The organism is Arthrobacter sp. NPDC058097 (assembly GCF_042884885.1).
Classification (GTDB): Bacteria; Actinomycetota; Actinomycetes; order Actinomycetales; family Micrococcaceae; genus Arthrobacter.
Genome location: NZ_JBHVSZ010000001.1, coordinates 682,335 through 696,322 on the forward strand (window position 1 = coordinate 682,335; position 13,988 = coordinate 696,322).

Annotated in this window: 14 protein-coding genes; 9 read left to right on the forward strand and 5 right to left on the reverse strand. The window is 62.4% G+C overall.

Annotated features, from left to right (window positions below; all coding sequences use genetic code 11):
* Positions 1 to 44 precede the first annotated feature (44 nt).
* Positions 45 to 1,544 (reverse strand): CoA-acylating methylmalonate-semialdehyde dehydrogenase, encoded by a 1,500-nt coding sequence (locus tag ACFVTE_RS03215; protein ID WP_387096734.1) that lies wholly within the window; start codon positions 1,542 to 1,544, stop codon positions 45 to 47.
* 196 nt (positions 1,545 to 1,740) lie between these two features.
* Here ACFVTE_RS03215 and ACFVTE_RS03220 point away from each other — a divergent pair, with 196 nt between their 5' ends.
* The 6 genes from ACFVTE_RS03220 (at position 1,741) to ACFVTE_RS03245 (ending at position 6,578) form a co-directional block, all read left to right on the forward strand.
* On the forward strand, positions 1,741 to 1,944 hold the full coding sequence (locus ACFVTE_RS03220; RefSeq protein WP_387096737.1) for a hypothetical protein: 204 nt from the start codon (positions 1,741 to 1,743) through the stop codon (positions 1,942 to 1,944).
* A 130-nt stretch (positions 1,945 to 2,074) separates the two neighbouring features.
* Positions 2,075 to 3,325, forward strand: coding sequence for an NAD(P)/FAD-dependent oxidoreductase (locus ACFVTE_RS03225; RefSeq protein WP_387096740.1), 1,251 nt, complete (start codon positions 2,075 to 2,077; stop codon positions 3,323 to 3,325).
* A 33-nt stretch (positions 3,326 to 3,358) separates the two neighbouring features.
* Entirely contained in the window at positions 3,359 to 4,480 is a 1,122-nt protein-coding gene (locus ACFVTE_RS03230; protein WP_387096743.1) for a proline racemase family protein, read from the forward strand.
* A 7-nt stretch (positions 4,481 to 4,487) separates the two neighbouring features.
* Positions 4,488 to 5,219, forward strand: coding sequence for an SDR family NAD(P)-dependent oxidoreductase (locus ACFVTE_RS03235; protein ID WP_387096746.1), 732 nt, complete (start codon positions 4,488 to 4,490; stop codon positions 5,217 to 5,219).
* 86 nt (positions 5,220 to 5,305) lie between these two features.
* Positions 5,306 to 6,340, forward strand: a complete 1,035-nt coding sequence (locus ACFVTE_RS03240; protein WP_387096749.1) for a proline racemase family protein — start codon at positions 5,306 to 5,308, stop codon at positions 6,338 to 6,340.
* Position 6,341: 1 nt separating this feature from the next.
* On the forward strand, positions 6,342 to 6,578 hold the full coding sequence (locus ACFVTE_RS03245; protein WP_387096752.1) for a hypothetical protein: 237 nt from the start codon (positions 6,342 to 6,344) through the stop codon (positions 6,576 to 6,578).
* Here the strand turns inward: ACFVTE_RS03245 and ACFVTE_RS03250 are convergent, their stop codons facing one another.
* Entirely contained in the window at positions 6,579 to 7,457 is an 879-nt protein-coding gene (locus ACFVTE_RS03250) for a shikimate dehydrogenase (protein ID WP_387096755.1), read from the reverse strand. It lies immediately after the preceding gene.
* 174 nt (positions 7,458 to 7,631) lie between these two features.
* Between ACFVTE_RS03250 and ACFVTE_RS03255 the strand changes: the two genes are divergently transcribed.
* Positions 7,632 to 8,684, forward strand: a complete 1,053-nt coding sequence (locus tag ACFVTE_RS03255; RefSeq protein WP_387096757.1) for an Ldh family oxidoreductase — start codon at positions 7,632 to 7,634, stop codon at positions 8,682 to 8,684.
* 22 nt (positions 8,685 to 8,706) lie between these two features.
* Here ACFVTE_RS03255 and ACFVTE_RS03260 read toward each other — a convergent pair whose 3' ends face one another.
* The 3 genes from ACFVTE_RS03260 to ACFVTE_RS03270 form a co-directional block, all read right to left on the reverse strand.
* Complete coding sequence (locus ACFVTE_RS03260; RefSeq protein ID WP_387096760.1) at positions 8,707 to 9,405, reverse strand: GntR family transcriptional regulator; 699 nt, start codon at positions 9,403 to 9,405, stop codon at positions 8,707 to 8,709.
* A gap of 149 nt (positions 9,406 to 9,554) precedes the next feature.
* Entirely contained in the window at positions 9,555 to 10,619 is a 1,065-nt protein-coding gene (locus ACFVTE_RS03265) for a proline racemase family protein (protein WP_387096763.1), read from the reverse strand.
* A 12-nt stretch (positions 10,620 to 10,631) separates the two neighbouring features.
* Positions 10,632 to 11,534, reverse strand: a complete 903-nt coding sequence (locus ACFVTE_RS03270) for a dihydrodipicolinate synthase family protein (protein ID WP_387096766.1) — start codon at positions 11,532 to 11,534, stop codon at positions 10,632 to 10,634.
* A gap of 279 nt (positions 11,535 to 11,813) precedes the next feature.
* Here ACFVTE_RS03270 and ACFVTE_RS03275 point away from each other — a divergent pair, with 279 nt between their 5' ends.
* Both ACFVTE_RS03275 and ACFVTE_RS03280 read left to right on the forward strand, forming a co-directional pair.
* On the forward strand, positions 11,814 to 12,413 hold the full coding sequence (locus ACFVTE_RS03275) for a short chain dehydrogenase (RefSeq protein ID WP_387096769.1): 600 nt from the start codon (positions 11,814 to 11,816) through the stop codon (positions 12,411 to 12,413).
* 109 nt (positions 12,414 to 12,522) lie between these two features.
* Positions 12,523 to 13,899 carry an NAD-dependent succinate-semialdehyde dehydrogenase gene (locus tag ACFVTE_RS03280; RefSeq protein ID WP_387096772.1) on the forward strand — a complete coding sequence of 459 codons (1,377 nt, stop codon included), beginning with the start codon at positions 12,523 to 12,525 and terminating at the stop codon, positions 13,897 to 13,899.
* Positions 13,900 to 13,988: the final 89 nt, after the last annotated feature.

Genomic DNA, 13,988 nt, shown 5'->3' on the forward strand with positions numbered 1-13,988 from the left:
GCGCCGGAAGCCCTGCCCTTGTTTTCAGTTCCCCTGGTGACGGGTTAATTCTGCGGGAAGCCCAGGTTGATGCCGCCGTGGCTCGGGTCGAGCCAGCGGGAGGTGATGGCCTTCTCGCGGGTAAAGAACTGGAAGCCCTGCAGGCCGTAGGCCTTGGAGCTGCCGAAAATGGAGTCCTTGAAACCGCCGAACGAGTAGTACGCCACAGGCACGGGGATGGGCACGTTGATGCCCACCATGCCCACCTCGACCTCGTTCTGGAAGCGGCGGGCCGCGCCGCCGTCGTTGGTGAAGATGGCCGTGCCGTTGCCGAACGCACCGGAGTTGATCAGGTCCAGGCCCTCCTCGTAGCTGCGGACACGGACCACGGACAGGACCGGACCGAAAATTTCCTCGGTATAGACGCGGGAGGTGACGGGAACCTCGTCGATCAGGGTGGGGCCGAGCCAGAAGCCGTTCCCGTCGCCGTCCACGTTTATGCCGCGGCCGTCCACCACCACCTTGGCCCCGTCCTCGACAGCGACGTCGATGTAGGAGGCCACCTTGTCACGGTGCTGCCTGGTCACGAGCGGACCCATATCGCAGTTGCGGCGGCCGTCGCCGATTTTGAGCGTGGCCATGCGGGAGGTGATCTTGTCGATCAGTTCGTCGGCGACAGGCTCCACGGCAACGACAACACTGATAGCCATGCACCGTTCACCGGCCGAGCCAAAGCCGGCGTTAATGGCGGCATCGGCGGTCAGGTCGAGGTCGGCGTCGGGCAGGACCAGCATGTGGTTCTTTGCACCGCCAAGGGCTTGGACGCGCTTGCCGTTCCGGGCGGCGGTCTCGTAGATGTACTGCGCGATCGGGGTGGAACCGACGAAGGAGATCGCCTTGACGTCGGGGTGCTCCAGGAGACCGTCGACCGCTTCCTTGTCCCCGTGCAGGACGTTGAAAACACCGGCCGGCAGCCCTGCTTCGGTGAACAGCTCGGCGAGCCAGTTGGCCGCGGACGGATCCTTCTCGCTGGGCTTCAGGACCACGGCGTTGCCCGCGGCGATGGCTATCGGCAGGAACCACAGCGGCACCATGGCCGGGAAGTTGAACGGGCTGATGATGCCCACAACTCCCAGCGGTGACTTGGTCGAGTAAACGTCCACGCCGCTGGAAACATTCTCCGAGTGCTCGCCCTTGATCAGGTGCGGAAAGCCGGTAGCCAGCTCCACAACCTCGAGGCCGCGGGTGATTTCACCCAGCGCATCGGAGACCACCTTGCCGTGCTCGGCGGTGATGATCTGGGCGAGTTCACCCTTGCGCTCGTTCAGCAGTTCACGGAAGCGGAAGATGATCTGCTGGCGCTTGGTAATCGACAGGTCGCGCCAGGAAGGGAAGGCCTTGGAAGCCGACGAAATGGCGGATTCGATGTCAGTGGCATTGGCCAGTGCCACGCGCTTGGTTTCGATCCCCCGGGCCGGGTCGAAGACCGGAGAGGTACGGTTCCCGGAGGAGAGGGATTCGGCGCCGTCGATCCAGTGGGACAGCACGGGAAGTTCTTCGTTCACTGACACGCGTCTTCTCGCTTTCAGGTTGAGGGTGTGCCGGGAGCGGCTTGCTCATTATCGTAACCGGCCCTCACCCACCATTTCGTATCGACATCTGTCTAGCGATAAGCAAGCAAAACGACATATGTAGGTATTCAGCGGTGGCCGTCCCGAACGTAGCGTTTGGGTACCAAAACATCGCCGCCCTGGAGTTCCCATGAAAAATCGCAGCCTTTTTCTGGCCGAGCCCGTCGAGACCACCCGAGCCGTACGCACCGGCGAACACTGCCCCCAGAGTGGCTGGTGGGTTCCACTCGGTTCCGGCAGTGATGGGGCTGATGCGCGTTTCATCGGCGAAGGCAGTGTGATGCCGGCGGTGGGCGCCGGACCGGCGCTCTGGGTGCCCCGCAGCAACCGCTGATATCCAATTCCTTCCCCTTCCCAAAGGATGAGCGGAGCAGCGCAAACGTCCGCCGCTTCACAGCGGCCCGGATTCAAAGAAGGTCACTGGGCTGGACCCATACAGGGACAGCTCAGAAGAAAGGAAAGTAGTGCATACGGTTGTTATCGGAGGCGGCGTTATCGGCCTCACCCAGGCCTACCACCTCGCCAGAGAGGGCGAAAGTGTCACCGTCATCGATGCCCGGGCGACCGGACTCGGGGCCTCCGAAGTCAATGCCGGGTGGATCGTCCCGGCCGAGGCGGCCCCTGTGCCGGGGCCCGGAGTCGTGCTCCAATCCCTGAAGTGGATGCTCAGGCCCGACAGCCCGCTCTACATCCGGCCGTCGATGAAGCCGGACTTTTTGAAGTTCATGCTCGGGATGTGGCGCCGGTCCAACTTCCAGGACCAGCGCGCCGGGTTCGAAGGGCACCTGCGACTGGCGCATAACACCATCGAGAGCTTCGATGAGTACCGGGCCGACGGCATGGACTTCGAGATGCACAACGAAGGTCTCCTGATGGCCTTCACGAAGAAGGAGAACCTCGAACACCACCTGGACAATCTGGACCTTCCCAAGTCTTTCGATCTGGACCCCCAGGTCCTCATTGGCGACGACGTCCGGAACCATGAGCCATTGCTTACCGACGCTGTCTACGGCGGAATCTACTTTCCGCAGGAACGCCATGTCGATCCAGGTGCCATGGTCACGGCATTGCACAAGCGACTTGTGGAGCTTGGCGTGGAGATCATCGAGCATTCTCCTATTGACCGGGTAACCTTCCGGGGCAACAGCGTTGCCGCGGTACACAGCGGCGAACAGAAGTTCGCCGGCGATCGGTTCGTTCTCGCCGCGGGAGCCTGGACGGGACCCCTGTCCAAGCTGTTCAAGCAGTACATCCCGGTTCGGCCGGGCAAGGGCTACAGCGTGGAGGTGCCCGCGTACGGTCTTAAGGGAGCCATCAACCTTTCAGATGCCAAGGTGGCGGTTACCCCGTTCAACGCACGCTTGCGTTTGGCCGGCACCATGGAGTTTGGCGGCCTGGACGAAAAGATCAACCAGGTGCGTATCGACGCTATCCTCCGGGCACCCCGGGCGTACTTCCGGAACTGGGCACCGCCCGCCGAGCCGGTCACCCCGCGTGCAGGTATCCGTCCCATGACGCCTGACGGGATGCCCGTCATCGGCGCCTTGGGCAGCCTGGATAACACCTACGTCTCCACCGGGCACGGCATGCTCGGTGTCACCCTGGCCCCCGGCAGTGCGGCAGCGGTGACCGACCTCATCCTGAAGGGCAAGACGAACCCTTCCCTGCTTCCCTTCACCGCAGCACGCTTCCTTCCGCGCAACCACGCCGGTTAGTGCCTGCAACCCGAGTCACTGAAAGAATCAAGCATGTCACTCATTAACAAGGAACTGGGGCGTCCTCTCGACGCCAACACCATGCCACTGCCGGGCCGGAAGCTGACTCTTGATGCCATCGAGGTGCACGCCGAGGGCGAGCCGGGACGGATCCTCACCTCCGCCTCGGGACTCGTCAAAGGCGACACGATGGCGGAACGGCTGCAGTACTGCAAGGACAACCTGGACTGGCTCCGCCGGCTGATGCTCCATGAGCCGCGCGGCTACCCCGGCCTCTGCTCCGTGATCCTCCTCCCCGCCGTGAACGAGGGCTCGGACTTCGGGATTGTCGTGCTGGAGCAGGGCGGGTTCACCCCCATGTCCGGATCCAATACCATCTGCGCCGTTACAGCCGTGATTGAAGCAGGCATCGTTCCTGTCCGCGGAGCGGAAACTGTTGTCACCATTGACACGGCCGTTGGCGTCGTGCAGGCGGTTGCGCGCGTACTCGATGGAAAAGTCCTTTCGGTGACGGTCGTGAACGTCCCGGCGTTCGTAGTCGAACTTGACCACCCGCTGCAGGTTCCGGACTACGGCACGGTGCCCGTGGACATCGTTTTCGGCGGGCAGTTCTTCGCCCAGGCGAAGGCGTCCGACCTGGGGCTGGACCTGCACCCGGACAACGGCAAGGAACTCGCCCGCGCCGGTGCGCTCATCAAGATGGCCGCCCAGGACCAGATCCAGGTGACCCACCCGGACAATCCCGCCATCTCCGGGATCAACCTCATCATGCTGCACACCGGCGACCGTGTGCCCGGCCGGCAGGACCGCAACACCGTGGTCCTGTCCAACGGCCAACTCGTCCCGTCCGACCCCGCCACCTGGACCGGCGCACTGGACCGTTCCCCCTGCGGGACCGGCACTTCCGCCCGGATGGCGGCCCTGCACGCGCGCGGCCAGCTGGGCATCGGCGAGGATTTCGCGCACCACAGCATCATCGGCAGCGAATTCATCGGCCGGCTGACAGGCACGACGACGGTGGCAGGCCGCGAGGCGGTCCTCCCCACCATTAGGGGACGCGCTTGGGTCACCGGAACCAGCCAATGGGCCCTGGATCCAACCGATCCGTTCCCCTCCGGATATACCGTAGGTGACATCTGGGCGCCGGGTGCTTAAGGTGGGGATGCTTGAGGGAAAGACCGTCATCGTAACCGGCGCGTCCCGCGGCATCGGCAGGGCAAGCGCCGTTGCCCTGCATCGGGAAGGCGCCCACGTCGTACTCCACTACGGAAACGACAAGGACTCGGCGCAAGCCACGGCTGCACGGCTTGGCACACGCACCGCGCTGGTCCAAGGCGACCTCCGAAAACCCGAAGAACGCCAGCGGGTCTGGTCGGAGGCGACCGCCTGGCGCGGCGGCATTGACGTCCTCGTCAACAATGCCGGCGCCTGGTTACCATCCGAACTTAACGATGACTTCGGCTGGCTGCAGGGCTGGGAAGCAAACTATGAACTCAATCTCCTGGCTCCTGCGGACCTCTGCCGGCAAGCCATACTCGGGTTCCGGAAGCGCGGCGGCGGCGTCATCGTGAATGTCACCAGCCGCTCAGCACACCGGGGAGACGACGCCGAACACCTTGCCTATGGTGCTGCCAAGGGCGGACTTCTGGCCCTGACCAAAGGCATCGCGCGAGGCTACGGCCGGGAAAACATTCTGGCGTATGCGGTAGCCCCGGGTTGGGTGGCGACTGATTTGGCCGGAGAGCTTGATCCTTCGGTCCTGGCGGGGCTTCCCCTCGGTGAGGTGACACCCCCGGAGGACGTCGCAGAGGTCATCGCCTTCCTCGCCTCCGGACGCTCCCGGCACAGCACCGGGGCAACAATCGACATCACCGGCGCGGACTACGTCCGCTAAGCAGCTCACCTGCAGGGGTGAGCTGCCTGTGCGGGGCGGACCGCCGTCGCTTGCTTTCTAGAGGGGGACCAGTGAGGTTCAGACGAATGCTCAACGTCGTGGATGCCCACGCGGAGGGTGAATCCGGCAAAGTTGTAGTGGGCGGTGTAGGTCCGGTACCGGGGGCCACAATGTTCGACAAAATGCTGTACTTTTCAGAACACCTCGACCATCTCCGTAAACTGCTGCTGTCTGAACCGCGGGGGGCCGTATGGCACAACGCCAACGTCCTGCTGCCGTCCAACCATCCAGAGGCCGACTTCGGCTTCATCATCCTCGAGTCAACGGAATATCCGGCAATGTCCGGCTCGAACACCATGTGTGTGGCCACGGTGCTGTTGGAAACAGGCATTTTGCCCATGAGCGAGCCCATCACCCGGCTGGTCCTGGAGGCACCGGCAGGGCTGATCGGGATTGAAGCAGCGTGCAGCGATGGCAAGGTGGACAACATAACCCTCGTCAACCAGCCCGCTTTTGTTTACCACCAGGACGCCAGGGTCAATGTGCCGGGGCTCGGGTGGATCACGGTGGATGTGGCCTACGGCGGAATGACCTATGTATTCGTTGAAGCCGAGTCAATTGGAATTGCTTTGGACGTCACCCAGGAAGAAGTTCTCTATGACTTCGGACAACGCATCAAAAAGGCTGCCGCTGAGCAACTCGACATCGTTCATCCTCTCGATCCGCGAATACCGGGCATCACCAACACTGCATTCACCGGGCCGCTGCTGAGGGAACAAAGCCCAGACGGCGCAGAGCTTATCCGTTCCGTAAACGCTGTGATCGTTTCACCCGGCAGGCTGGACCGCTCCCCCTGCGGCACCGGAACCTCAGCACGCCTGGCCCTCCTGCACGCCCGGGGTGACCTGCAACCCGGACAGCTACTCCGCCACGAATCAATCATTGGCAGCCACTTCGATGCCCGCATCGACCAAACCACCACGGTTGGTCCTTACAGCGCCGTGGTTCCCAGCATCTCCGGCCGCGCCTGGATCACGTCGCTGAACCAACTTGTCTTGGATCCCAGCGACCCGTTTCAGGAGGGTTTTGTTCTGGGCAAGCCGTGGGAAGCAGAGTACTGACGTGGCAAACGGACGAATGGACGACTGGGCCTGCCTTCCTGGAGCACATGTGGAGATCCGCCAGCGAGGCGAATCCGTCTGCACCGGCATCGTCGAAACCGTGACGGACGATGGTGGAATCCTCTGGGTCCACAGCGTCCTCGACGGCAGGCGGCTCTTCGAAAAGGCCGAGCACTATGAAGCCTGGGTCACCGAGGAGCGAATCGGGTTCCATTACCGGATGGCAGCGCTCCGCTAGCTACTCGGGTGCCGCCACCTCAGCATCGGCGAGCTCCCGGAAGTGCTGCATCATGCGGTCTCTGTCCGGTTCAGCATTGGTGATAAGACGAAACGCATCGGCTGCCTGGCAGACGGCCATAAGCCCACCGGAAAGGGCTTGACAGCCGACGGCCCGGGCGGCTTTGAGCAATTCGGTTTCAAGGGGTCGGTAGACAATGTCGGCCACCCAGAGATCCGGCCGCAGGAGCGCGGTGTCAAACGGAGTTCCCGGATGGTCATGCATTCCTTGCGGCGTGCAGTGGACAACCCCGTCGGCAGCAGCGAGCAGTTGGGTCAGCTCTGACAACGGCGCAGACCGCACATCGGCATTGCGCCTCTCACCTAGGCTCTTCGCCAGCGACGCCGCACGGTTTTCATCAATATCCACGAGTGTGAGCTGCCCAGCGCCAAGCCGTACGAGCGCATCGGCCACGGCGGTCCCGCCACCTCCGGCTCCCAGTTGCACAACCTTCCCGAGAGGAACGTCCGGCATGCCACCGCGGAAAGCCGCTTCAAAACCGGAGGTATCGGTGTTGTAGCCGACCCTTCCCCCAGGGGTGAGGAGTACCGTGTTCACGGCACCGAGGTCTGCCGCGACCGGATCCACGGTGTCGAGCAGGCCAACAACCTGCTGCTTGCAAGGATGCGTCACAGTGACCGCGTCATATCCGAGCCTTTCCGCCCAGTCCAGGATTTCGGGGAGCCGGTCGGCCTCCAGGCGCAGCATGGTCAGGTCGATGGGCCGAAATACCAAAGGAAACCCTTGGGCGGAGGCTTCAGCCATATGCAGGGCGGGCGAAAGCGATTCCGTTACTCCGGTGCCGACCAGACCCACCATGAATCCACGCGATGTAGCCATTGAAATTTCCTGCCCTTTCGTCTGCTTTCCTCGATATCAACTGCTAGATTGTAAGACATTCATGCAGTGATGAGTGTAGAGTCGTTGTCGTGGAGCGTCTACATCTTTACTCTCGGTCGCTCTTGATCTACGCCTTCTGCCCGTTCAATCAGACGTTCCCTTGAAGGAGGTTCCATGAGCCACTCCACTCCTGTTGCAGAGAGCCAGGAAGACCGGGAGCCGGCTCCCGCGTACATTTCTTTCGCGGACCTGGTGTCGGCCATCGAAACTGCACTCCTGAAAGCGGGAGCCGCAGCCGAGGCGGCTGCCATCGTGGCCCGAAATCATGCAATGTGTGAGCGTGACGGCTCCCTTAGCCACGGGGTGTTCCGGGTACCCCAATACGTGGAGACTCTGGCGACGGGCTACCTTGATGGCGCGGCGGTGCCTCGTGTAGAACAGGTGACCGCGTCGTACATCCGGGTTGATGCCGCAAACGGGTTCGCTCAGGTGGGGCTGGAGCGGGCTCGTGAATCGATCATGAACACTGTAGCGGAGCAGGGTGTTGCGGTCGTGGCCATGAGGAATTCAGTTCACCACAGCGCTCTCTGGCCTGACGTGGAGCCTTTTGCGCACGCTGGGTATGTTGCTTTCACGGCTGTCACGGGCGGTGTCCCGACTGTGGCACCGGCAGGAGTCCGTGAAGCGGTCCTGAGTACCAACCCGTTCGCTTTTGCAACTCCGGTTCAGGGCGCCCATCCCATGGTTGTCGATTCGGCAACGTCATCAATGTCTTTCGGTGACCTAAGCCTTGCTGCGCGGGATGGCCGGCCGGTCCCCATCGGGACCGGCGTTGACGCTAGGGGTGTGGAGACAACTGATGCAGGTGCTATCGCCGACGGGGGCACTCTGCTGCCTTTTGGAGGCCACAAGGGTGCGGCGCTGTCGATGATGGTGGAAATCCTGGCTTCGGCGTTGACGGGCGGCGCGTTCTCGGTGGAAGCAGTCGTTGATAAACCTGCCGGTGCCTACCCGTCGCGGACGGGTCAGTTTTTCCTGGTGGTTGACCCCGACCGCGGCTGGGGAGGCGATTTCGCGTCACGCGTTGCTGGCTTCCTGCAGATGCTGCGGAGTGCAGGAATGGATCGTCTGCCTGCTGACCACCGTTACGCCTCGCGCGCGCGAGCAGAATCTCGTGGTGTGCCCGTCACACAGGCTATTGGCCAGTTGCTGGCAGGGCAGGGCTGAGGCCGGCAACAGCAATCAGCGCTTAGTTGCTTGCCGCGCCCCGGTTTTGGTTTTCAATGATGGTTACGAGTTCCTGGGCGTTGCCAATCGTGTGTCTCCAGAATGCTTTGTGGATAGCGGACCGATCGCCGCTGCGTATCGCCGCCACCAACTCCCGGTGCTGCTGGATCTCGCGACCCAGGCTTGTGCGGATGGCTTGGTCCTGGGCGAGAGCGACGGTGATGTGGGCCTCGATGACCGGCCACAGGCGCAACAGGACGCGATTCTCGGATGCCTCCCATATCCCGCGGTGGAAAGCGACATGGGCTTCATGCCGGACCAGGGGATCAGGATCCAGTTCGATCGCCCTAAACCTGTCCCAGTGAGCGTCAAGTTGGGCCATTCGGGGACTGCGGTTGGCATCGACAAAAGCCTCGACAGCCAGAAGATCCAGTGAGTGACGTATCCGGGCGATGTCGAGGTATTCCCCGTCAGTGAGTTCAGCAACGTGCATGCCGCGGAAGGGCTCTTGGACGAGGAGGCCTTCGCGAGAAAGCTGGTTGAGCGCCTCACGCAGCGTGGGACGGCTGACGCCGAGCCGCGTGGCGAGACCGACCTCCGTGATCTTTTCGCCGGGCAGGAGACCGCCGCGCACGATTGCCCGACGGATCTCCTGAATAGCGCCGTCGCGGCGCGTCAGTCCGGCAACCTGTCCCACATGTTCCGACCGCAGGTCCGTCATCTTTGTCGCCCCCCAATATTCCTACCAGTTGGTTCTGCGCTGCGGGCCGATCGCCGGCAAGGGTGAATGCCCGGGGCGACCATTCAGGGTGTAATCGCCCCGGGCCAGGATAAGCGCACCTGTGAAGGGTTGCGCGCGTAGGGCCAGTTTTAGTTGACGGCGCCCCAGATATCTCCGACCCTGAACCCTGTGGGGTAGGGGTCATCGTCTTCCAGCACGAAGTCGTGGAAGCCGGTAATCCAAGCCCTTCCCGCCACGGTTGGCAGTACCGCAGGCCGGCCTGCGACCTCTGCGGTGCCTCGGATATGGCCGCGGAAGAATGAGCCGATCATGCTCTCGTGAACGAACTCTTGCCCGACCGTCAGTTCGCCGCGGGCGAACTTGGCTGCCATGCGTCCTGATGTCCCGGTACCGCACGGTGAGCGGTCCAGGGTGCTTGTCCACGTCCCGGGATCACCGGGGTCTACGGGACCGTTCGGGCAGACGACGGCGTTTCTGGCGTCCGCGCCCGGGGTATCCGTTGCGCCGTGGATCATGGCAAGGGAAATGCCGCTGATTTCCGGATGTTCCGGGTGGACCACCGGGAAGGTGCGGCGGGCAACTTCACGCAGAAGGCTCCCGGCCCGCAATATTTCCCGGGTTTGTCCGGGTTCCAGCTTCAGACCGAGGTCTTCCGCTCTGGCCTGGACATAGAACTGACCTCCAAAGACGATGTCTGCAGGGATCGTGCCGTACTCCGGGAGTTCGAATTTATGGTCAAGTTCGACGACGAAAGATGGGACATTCTCGATCGAGACCTCGATGACCCGTCCGTTCTCCACGGTCACCACGACTTCGACCACGCCTGCGGCGGTGTCGATGCGCAGGCGGGAGATCGGTTCTTCCACCTTGACGGCACCGGTTTCCACCATGGCGGTAACAGCGCACATGCAGTTGCTGCCCGACATAGGGCGGAAGCCTCCGTGTTCGAAGACGATGATGCCGAAGGCACTCCCCGGATTCACGGGAGAGGTGATGATGACACCGCACAAGCTGGGGTACCCACGTGGTTCCTGCAGCAAAAGACGGCGGAACTCGTCCAGATGCTCTTGGCAGTAGACGAGGCGCTCACTCATCGTTGCGCCTCTAACGAGCAGATCGCCGCCTGGGACCACGCGGCCGGGTTCGCCGGCAGCGTGGACGTCGATGGCGCGGATCACCTTGCGCGGTGCCATCGTTCCTCTTCCTTACTTGGACTTGACTTCGACTCCGGCTGCACGGAGCAGCGCGGCGAACTCATCGCGGTGCTCCTGTGCGAGGGGCTGGATGGGGCGGCGGGTGCTGCCTGCGTCGTTGCCAACCAGGGATACGCCTGCCTTGATAGCCGCTGCGTAGTTGTGCTCTTCGAGGAAGACGCAGATGGGGTTGATCAGCTTCCACAACTCCCGGCCCCGGGCCAGATCCAGGTCCACGGCCAGGGCCTGGTAGAGGTCGCCGGCCAGCTGCGGCATGAAGCTCGCTCCACCCCAGACGCCGGCCTTGGCACCCAGCGCGAGACCTTCGAAGGTCAGGGTGTCCCAGCCGTTCAGGGGTGTGATGTCTTCGGAGTGTTCGAACAGGACGGTGGCCAGCTTGGTGACGTCTCCACCGGTGTCCTTGTAGGAGGTCACGTTGGTTTCGCGGCCGAGCTGGGCGAACTGGGCCGGGGTAAGGTCAACCCCGGTCACGCTCGGGAGGTTGTAGTACATGATCGGGAGGTCGACAGCCTCGGAAATCGCCTTGTAGTGGGCAAGCAGCTCGTCAAAGTTCAGCGTGTCATAGAACGGGGGCACGATCATGACTGCGTCGGCGCCTGCCTCAGCTGCTGCCTCTGTCAGCTCGATGGCGGCTTCCGTGGTTACGGCGCCGGCCCCGGCAATTGCGAAACCGCGGCCCTTGGCTGCCTTGGCGTACGCAGCGTTGACAGTCTTCTGCTCCTCGAGGGAGAGAGAGTTGAACTCGCCGGTGCTGCCTGTGGACACGACGCCGTGGGCGCCGCCGCCAAGAATGAAGTCAACCTGGCGTTCAATTCCGCCGATGTCGACGTTTCCGTCGCTGTCAAAGGGGGTGACTACCGCAGCCAGAATTCCCTTAAGTTCGAGATTCGTCATGAGTGATCCTTTCGGTGAAATTTGAGAGACCTAGGCCACGCCTATTAGTCTGCCAAACAGATTGTCAGACAAGGTCTGCTTATGAGACTAGTCACCTTCCCGGGCTTCGTCAATGGCGCAGTCGCCGTGATTCGTGCGACCGCTTCCGAGGTCCTCTGATCCTCGGGCGGCACCAGGGCCGCACTAGGGAGCGGGGCCGTTGTCCGAGGCCTTCCCAGAGCACAGGAGGCGTGATAGTCTGCCACGTATCGTATGATTGTCAGGCAAAAGGAGCGCGAGTTGCGCGTACTCATTATTGGCGGGTCGGGTGTCATCGGCAGGGCTGTCGTCGCTGCCTTCAAGGACATTGACGATGAAGTGATCGCTTTGTCCCGTTCCACCTGCCCTGCAGTGGATATAACCGACGCAGCTTCGGTGAAGGCTGCCTTGGCAGAAGTCGGAACCGTTGACGCTGTCGTCTCGGTGACGGGGAAGGTGCCGTACGTCCACACGACCGAGGCGACTCTCGAGGACTTTCAGGCGGGCTTCGCGAACAAACTTGGAGGGCAGATCAGTCTGGTACTGGCCGGTGTCCGCCATATCGCTCCACAGGGCTCGTTCACCCTGACAACGGGCATTCTGGCCCAGCATTCAGTGCCGGGCAGCGTGATCGCAGGAACGGTCAATGGCGGGATCGAGGCGTTCATCAGGACCGCCGCACTGGACCTCCCCGCCGGGGTCCGCATCAATGCTGTCAGTCCAACGATCATTGACCGCCCGAACGGGCACTCGGCGATTTTTCCGGGCTTCCCGGGCGTTTCCCCCGAAGAAGCGGCCCAGGCTTATGTGCGCTCTGCCCATGGCATCGAAACGGGCCAGGTCTTTCGCGTCTGGGGCTAGCGATCCAGGGTGGCCAATAGCCCGGGCAACTTCACAGACAAAAACCCACATTCAGGTCCTCCTGCTAGAAAAGCAGGAGCCTGCGGCAAAACCCCAGCAAAGGAGAAACATGGCACGGTACCGGGTTGAAAACCCCGCAACAGGAGAAATCCTCGAAACCTTCGAAGCTGCCACTGACGAGCAGGTCGAGCAGGCACTGAAGAATGCCGACGCAACCTATCAGGAGTGGCGGGGCCGGAGCATTCAGGACCGGGCAGCGATCGTCCGGCGTGTGGCAGAGCTGTTTGAAGAACGCAAAGATGAACTTGCCCGGATCATCGCCCAGGAAATGGGCAAGCCGCTTTCAGAAGGCATCGAGGAAGTCGAGTTCGCCGCCTCCATCATCGCTTACTACGGCGTCCACGGCCCCAGCCTGGCAGTGGACCAGGAAATCCCCAGCACCATCAAGGGCAAAGCAATTGTTGAGAACCGGCCCGTGGGCGTGCTCTTGGGTGTTATGCCCTGGAACTTCCCCTACTACCAGGTGGCCCGGTTTGCCGCCCCGAACCTCGTGCTCGGCAACACGATACTGGTCAAGCACGCTGACATCTGCCCCCGGTCTTCTCTCGCTATTCAGGAGATCATGGCAGACGCCGGCGTTCCCGCCGGCGCCTATACCAACGTGTATGCCACCCACGACCAGATCGCCTCGATCATCGCTGACCCGCGCGTGCAGGGCGTATCACTGACCGGCTCCGAGAAGGCAGGGTCCATCATCGGTGAACAGGCCGGACGCCACCTCAAGAAGGCCGTGCTGGAACTTGGCGGCAATGATCCAATGATCGTTTTGGACACTGATGACGTTGCCGCCCTCGCCGCGGACGCGTGGAACTTCCGGGTATACAACGGTGGCCAGGTCTGCAACGGCAACAAGCGCATCATCGTTATGGACGACATCCACGATGAGTTCGTGTCTGAGCTCAAGAAGCTCGCAGACGGCCTGGAGCCCGGTGACCCGCTCAACATGCATGACCGGTCCTTTGGCCCACTCTCCAGCCGAGCAGCTGCAGAAGAAGTCCACGCCCAGGTAAAGCGGGCTGTGGCGGATGGCGCGAAGCTGGAGGTTGGCGGTGTGCTCACTGAGGGGAAGACCGCCTACTTCTCCCCCGCCGTGCTTACCGGTGTCCGCCGTGAGTCCGCCAGCTTCCGGGAGGAAATCTTCGGCCCGGTAGCAACGGTGTTCAAGGTTTCCAGCGACGAAGAAGCACTCGAACTCGCCAACGATTCGGACTTTGGACTGGGCGGCTCGGTCTTCTCGAGAGATACAGCCCGCGCGGCGAAAATCGCATCGCAGCTCGAAACCGGCATGACACACGTCAACATCATTGCGGCGGAAGCAGCTGAACTCCCCTTCGGCGGCGTCAAGCGCTCTGGCTTCGGACGCGAAATGGGGCCACTGGGCATGGGCGAATTCGTCAACAAACGCTTCTACTTTGTAGCCGAGTAAGTTTCCAGCGAACGTCAGCGGAGCGACCAATGAGCGGCCGTTGCGACCCCATGCTATGGGTTCGCAACGGCCGCTTTGGTCTAAGATCT

Bases quoted from the DNA above. Each gene is read 5' to 3' on its own strand.
- ACFVTE_RS03220 (WP_387096737.1), top strand. From the start codon at position 1,741: ATGAAAAATCGCAGCCTTTTTCTGGCCGAGCCCGTCGAGACCACCCGA.
- ACFVTE_RS03230 (WP_387096743.1), top strand. From the start codon at position 3,359: ATGTCACTCATTAACAAGGAACTGGGGCGTCCTCTCGACGCCAACACC.
- ACFVTE_RS03235 (WP_387096746.1), top strand. From the start codon at position 4,488: ATGCTTGAGGGAAAGACCGTCATCGTAACCGGCGCGTCCCGCGGCATC.
- ACFVTE_RS03240 (WP_387096749.1), top strand. From the start codon at position 5,306: ATGCTCAACGTCGTGGATGCCCACGCGGAGGGTGAATCCGGCAAAGTT.
- ACFVTE_RS03250 (WP_387096755.1), bottom strand. From the start codon at position 7,457: ATGGCTACATCGCGTGGATTCATGGTGGGTCTGGTCGGCACCGGAGTA.
- ACFVTE_RS03255 (WP_387096757.1), top strand. From the start codon at position 7,632: ATGAGCCACTCCACTCCTGTTGCAGAGAGCCAGGAAGACCGGGAGCCG.
- ACFVTE_RS03260 (WP_387096760.1), bottom strand. From the start codon at position 9,405: ATGACGGACCTGCGGTCGGAACATGTGGGACAGGTTGCCGGACTGACG.
- ACFVTE_RS03265 (WP_387096763.1), bottom strand. From the start codon at position 10,619: ATGGCACCGCGCAAGGTGATCCGCGCCATCGACGTCCACGCTGCCGGC.
- ACFVTE_RS03270 (WP_387096766.1), bottom strand. From the start codon at position 11,534: ATGACGAATCTCGAACTTAAGGGAATTCTGGCTGCGGTAGTCACCCCC.
- ACFVTE_RS03280 (WP_387096772.1), top strand. From the start codon at position 12,523: ATGGCACGGTACCGGGTTGAAAACCCCGCAACAGGAGAAATCCTCGAA.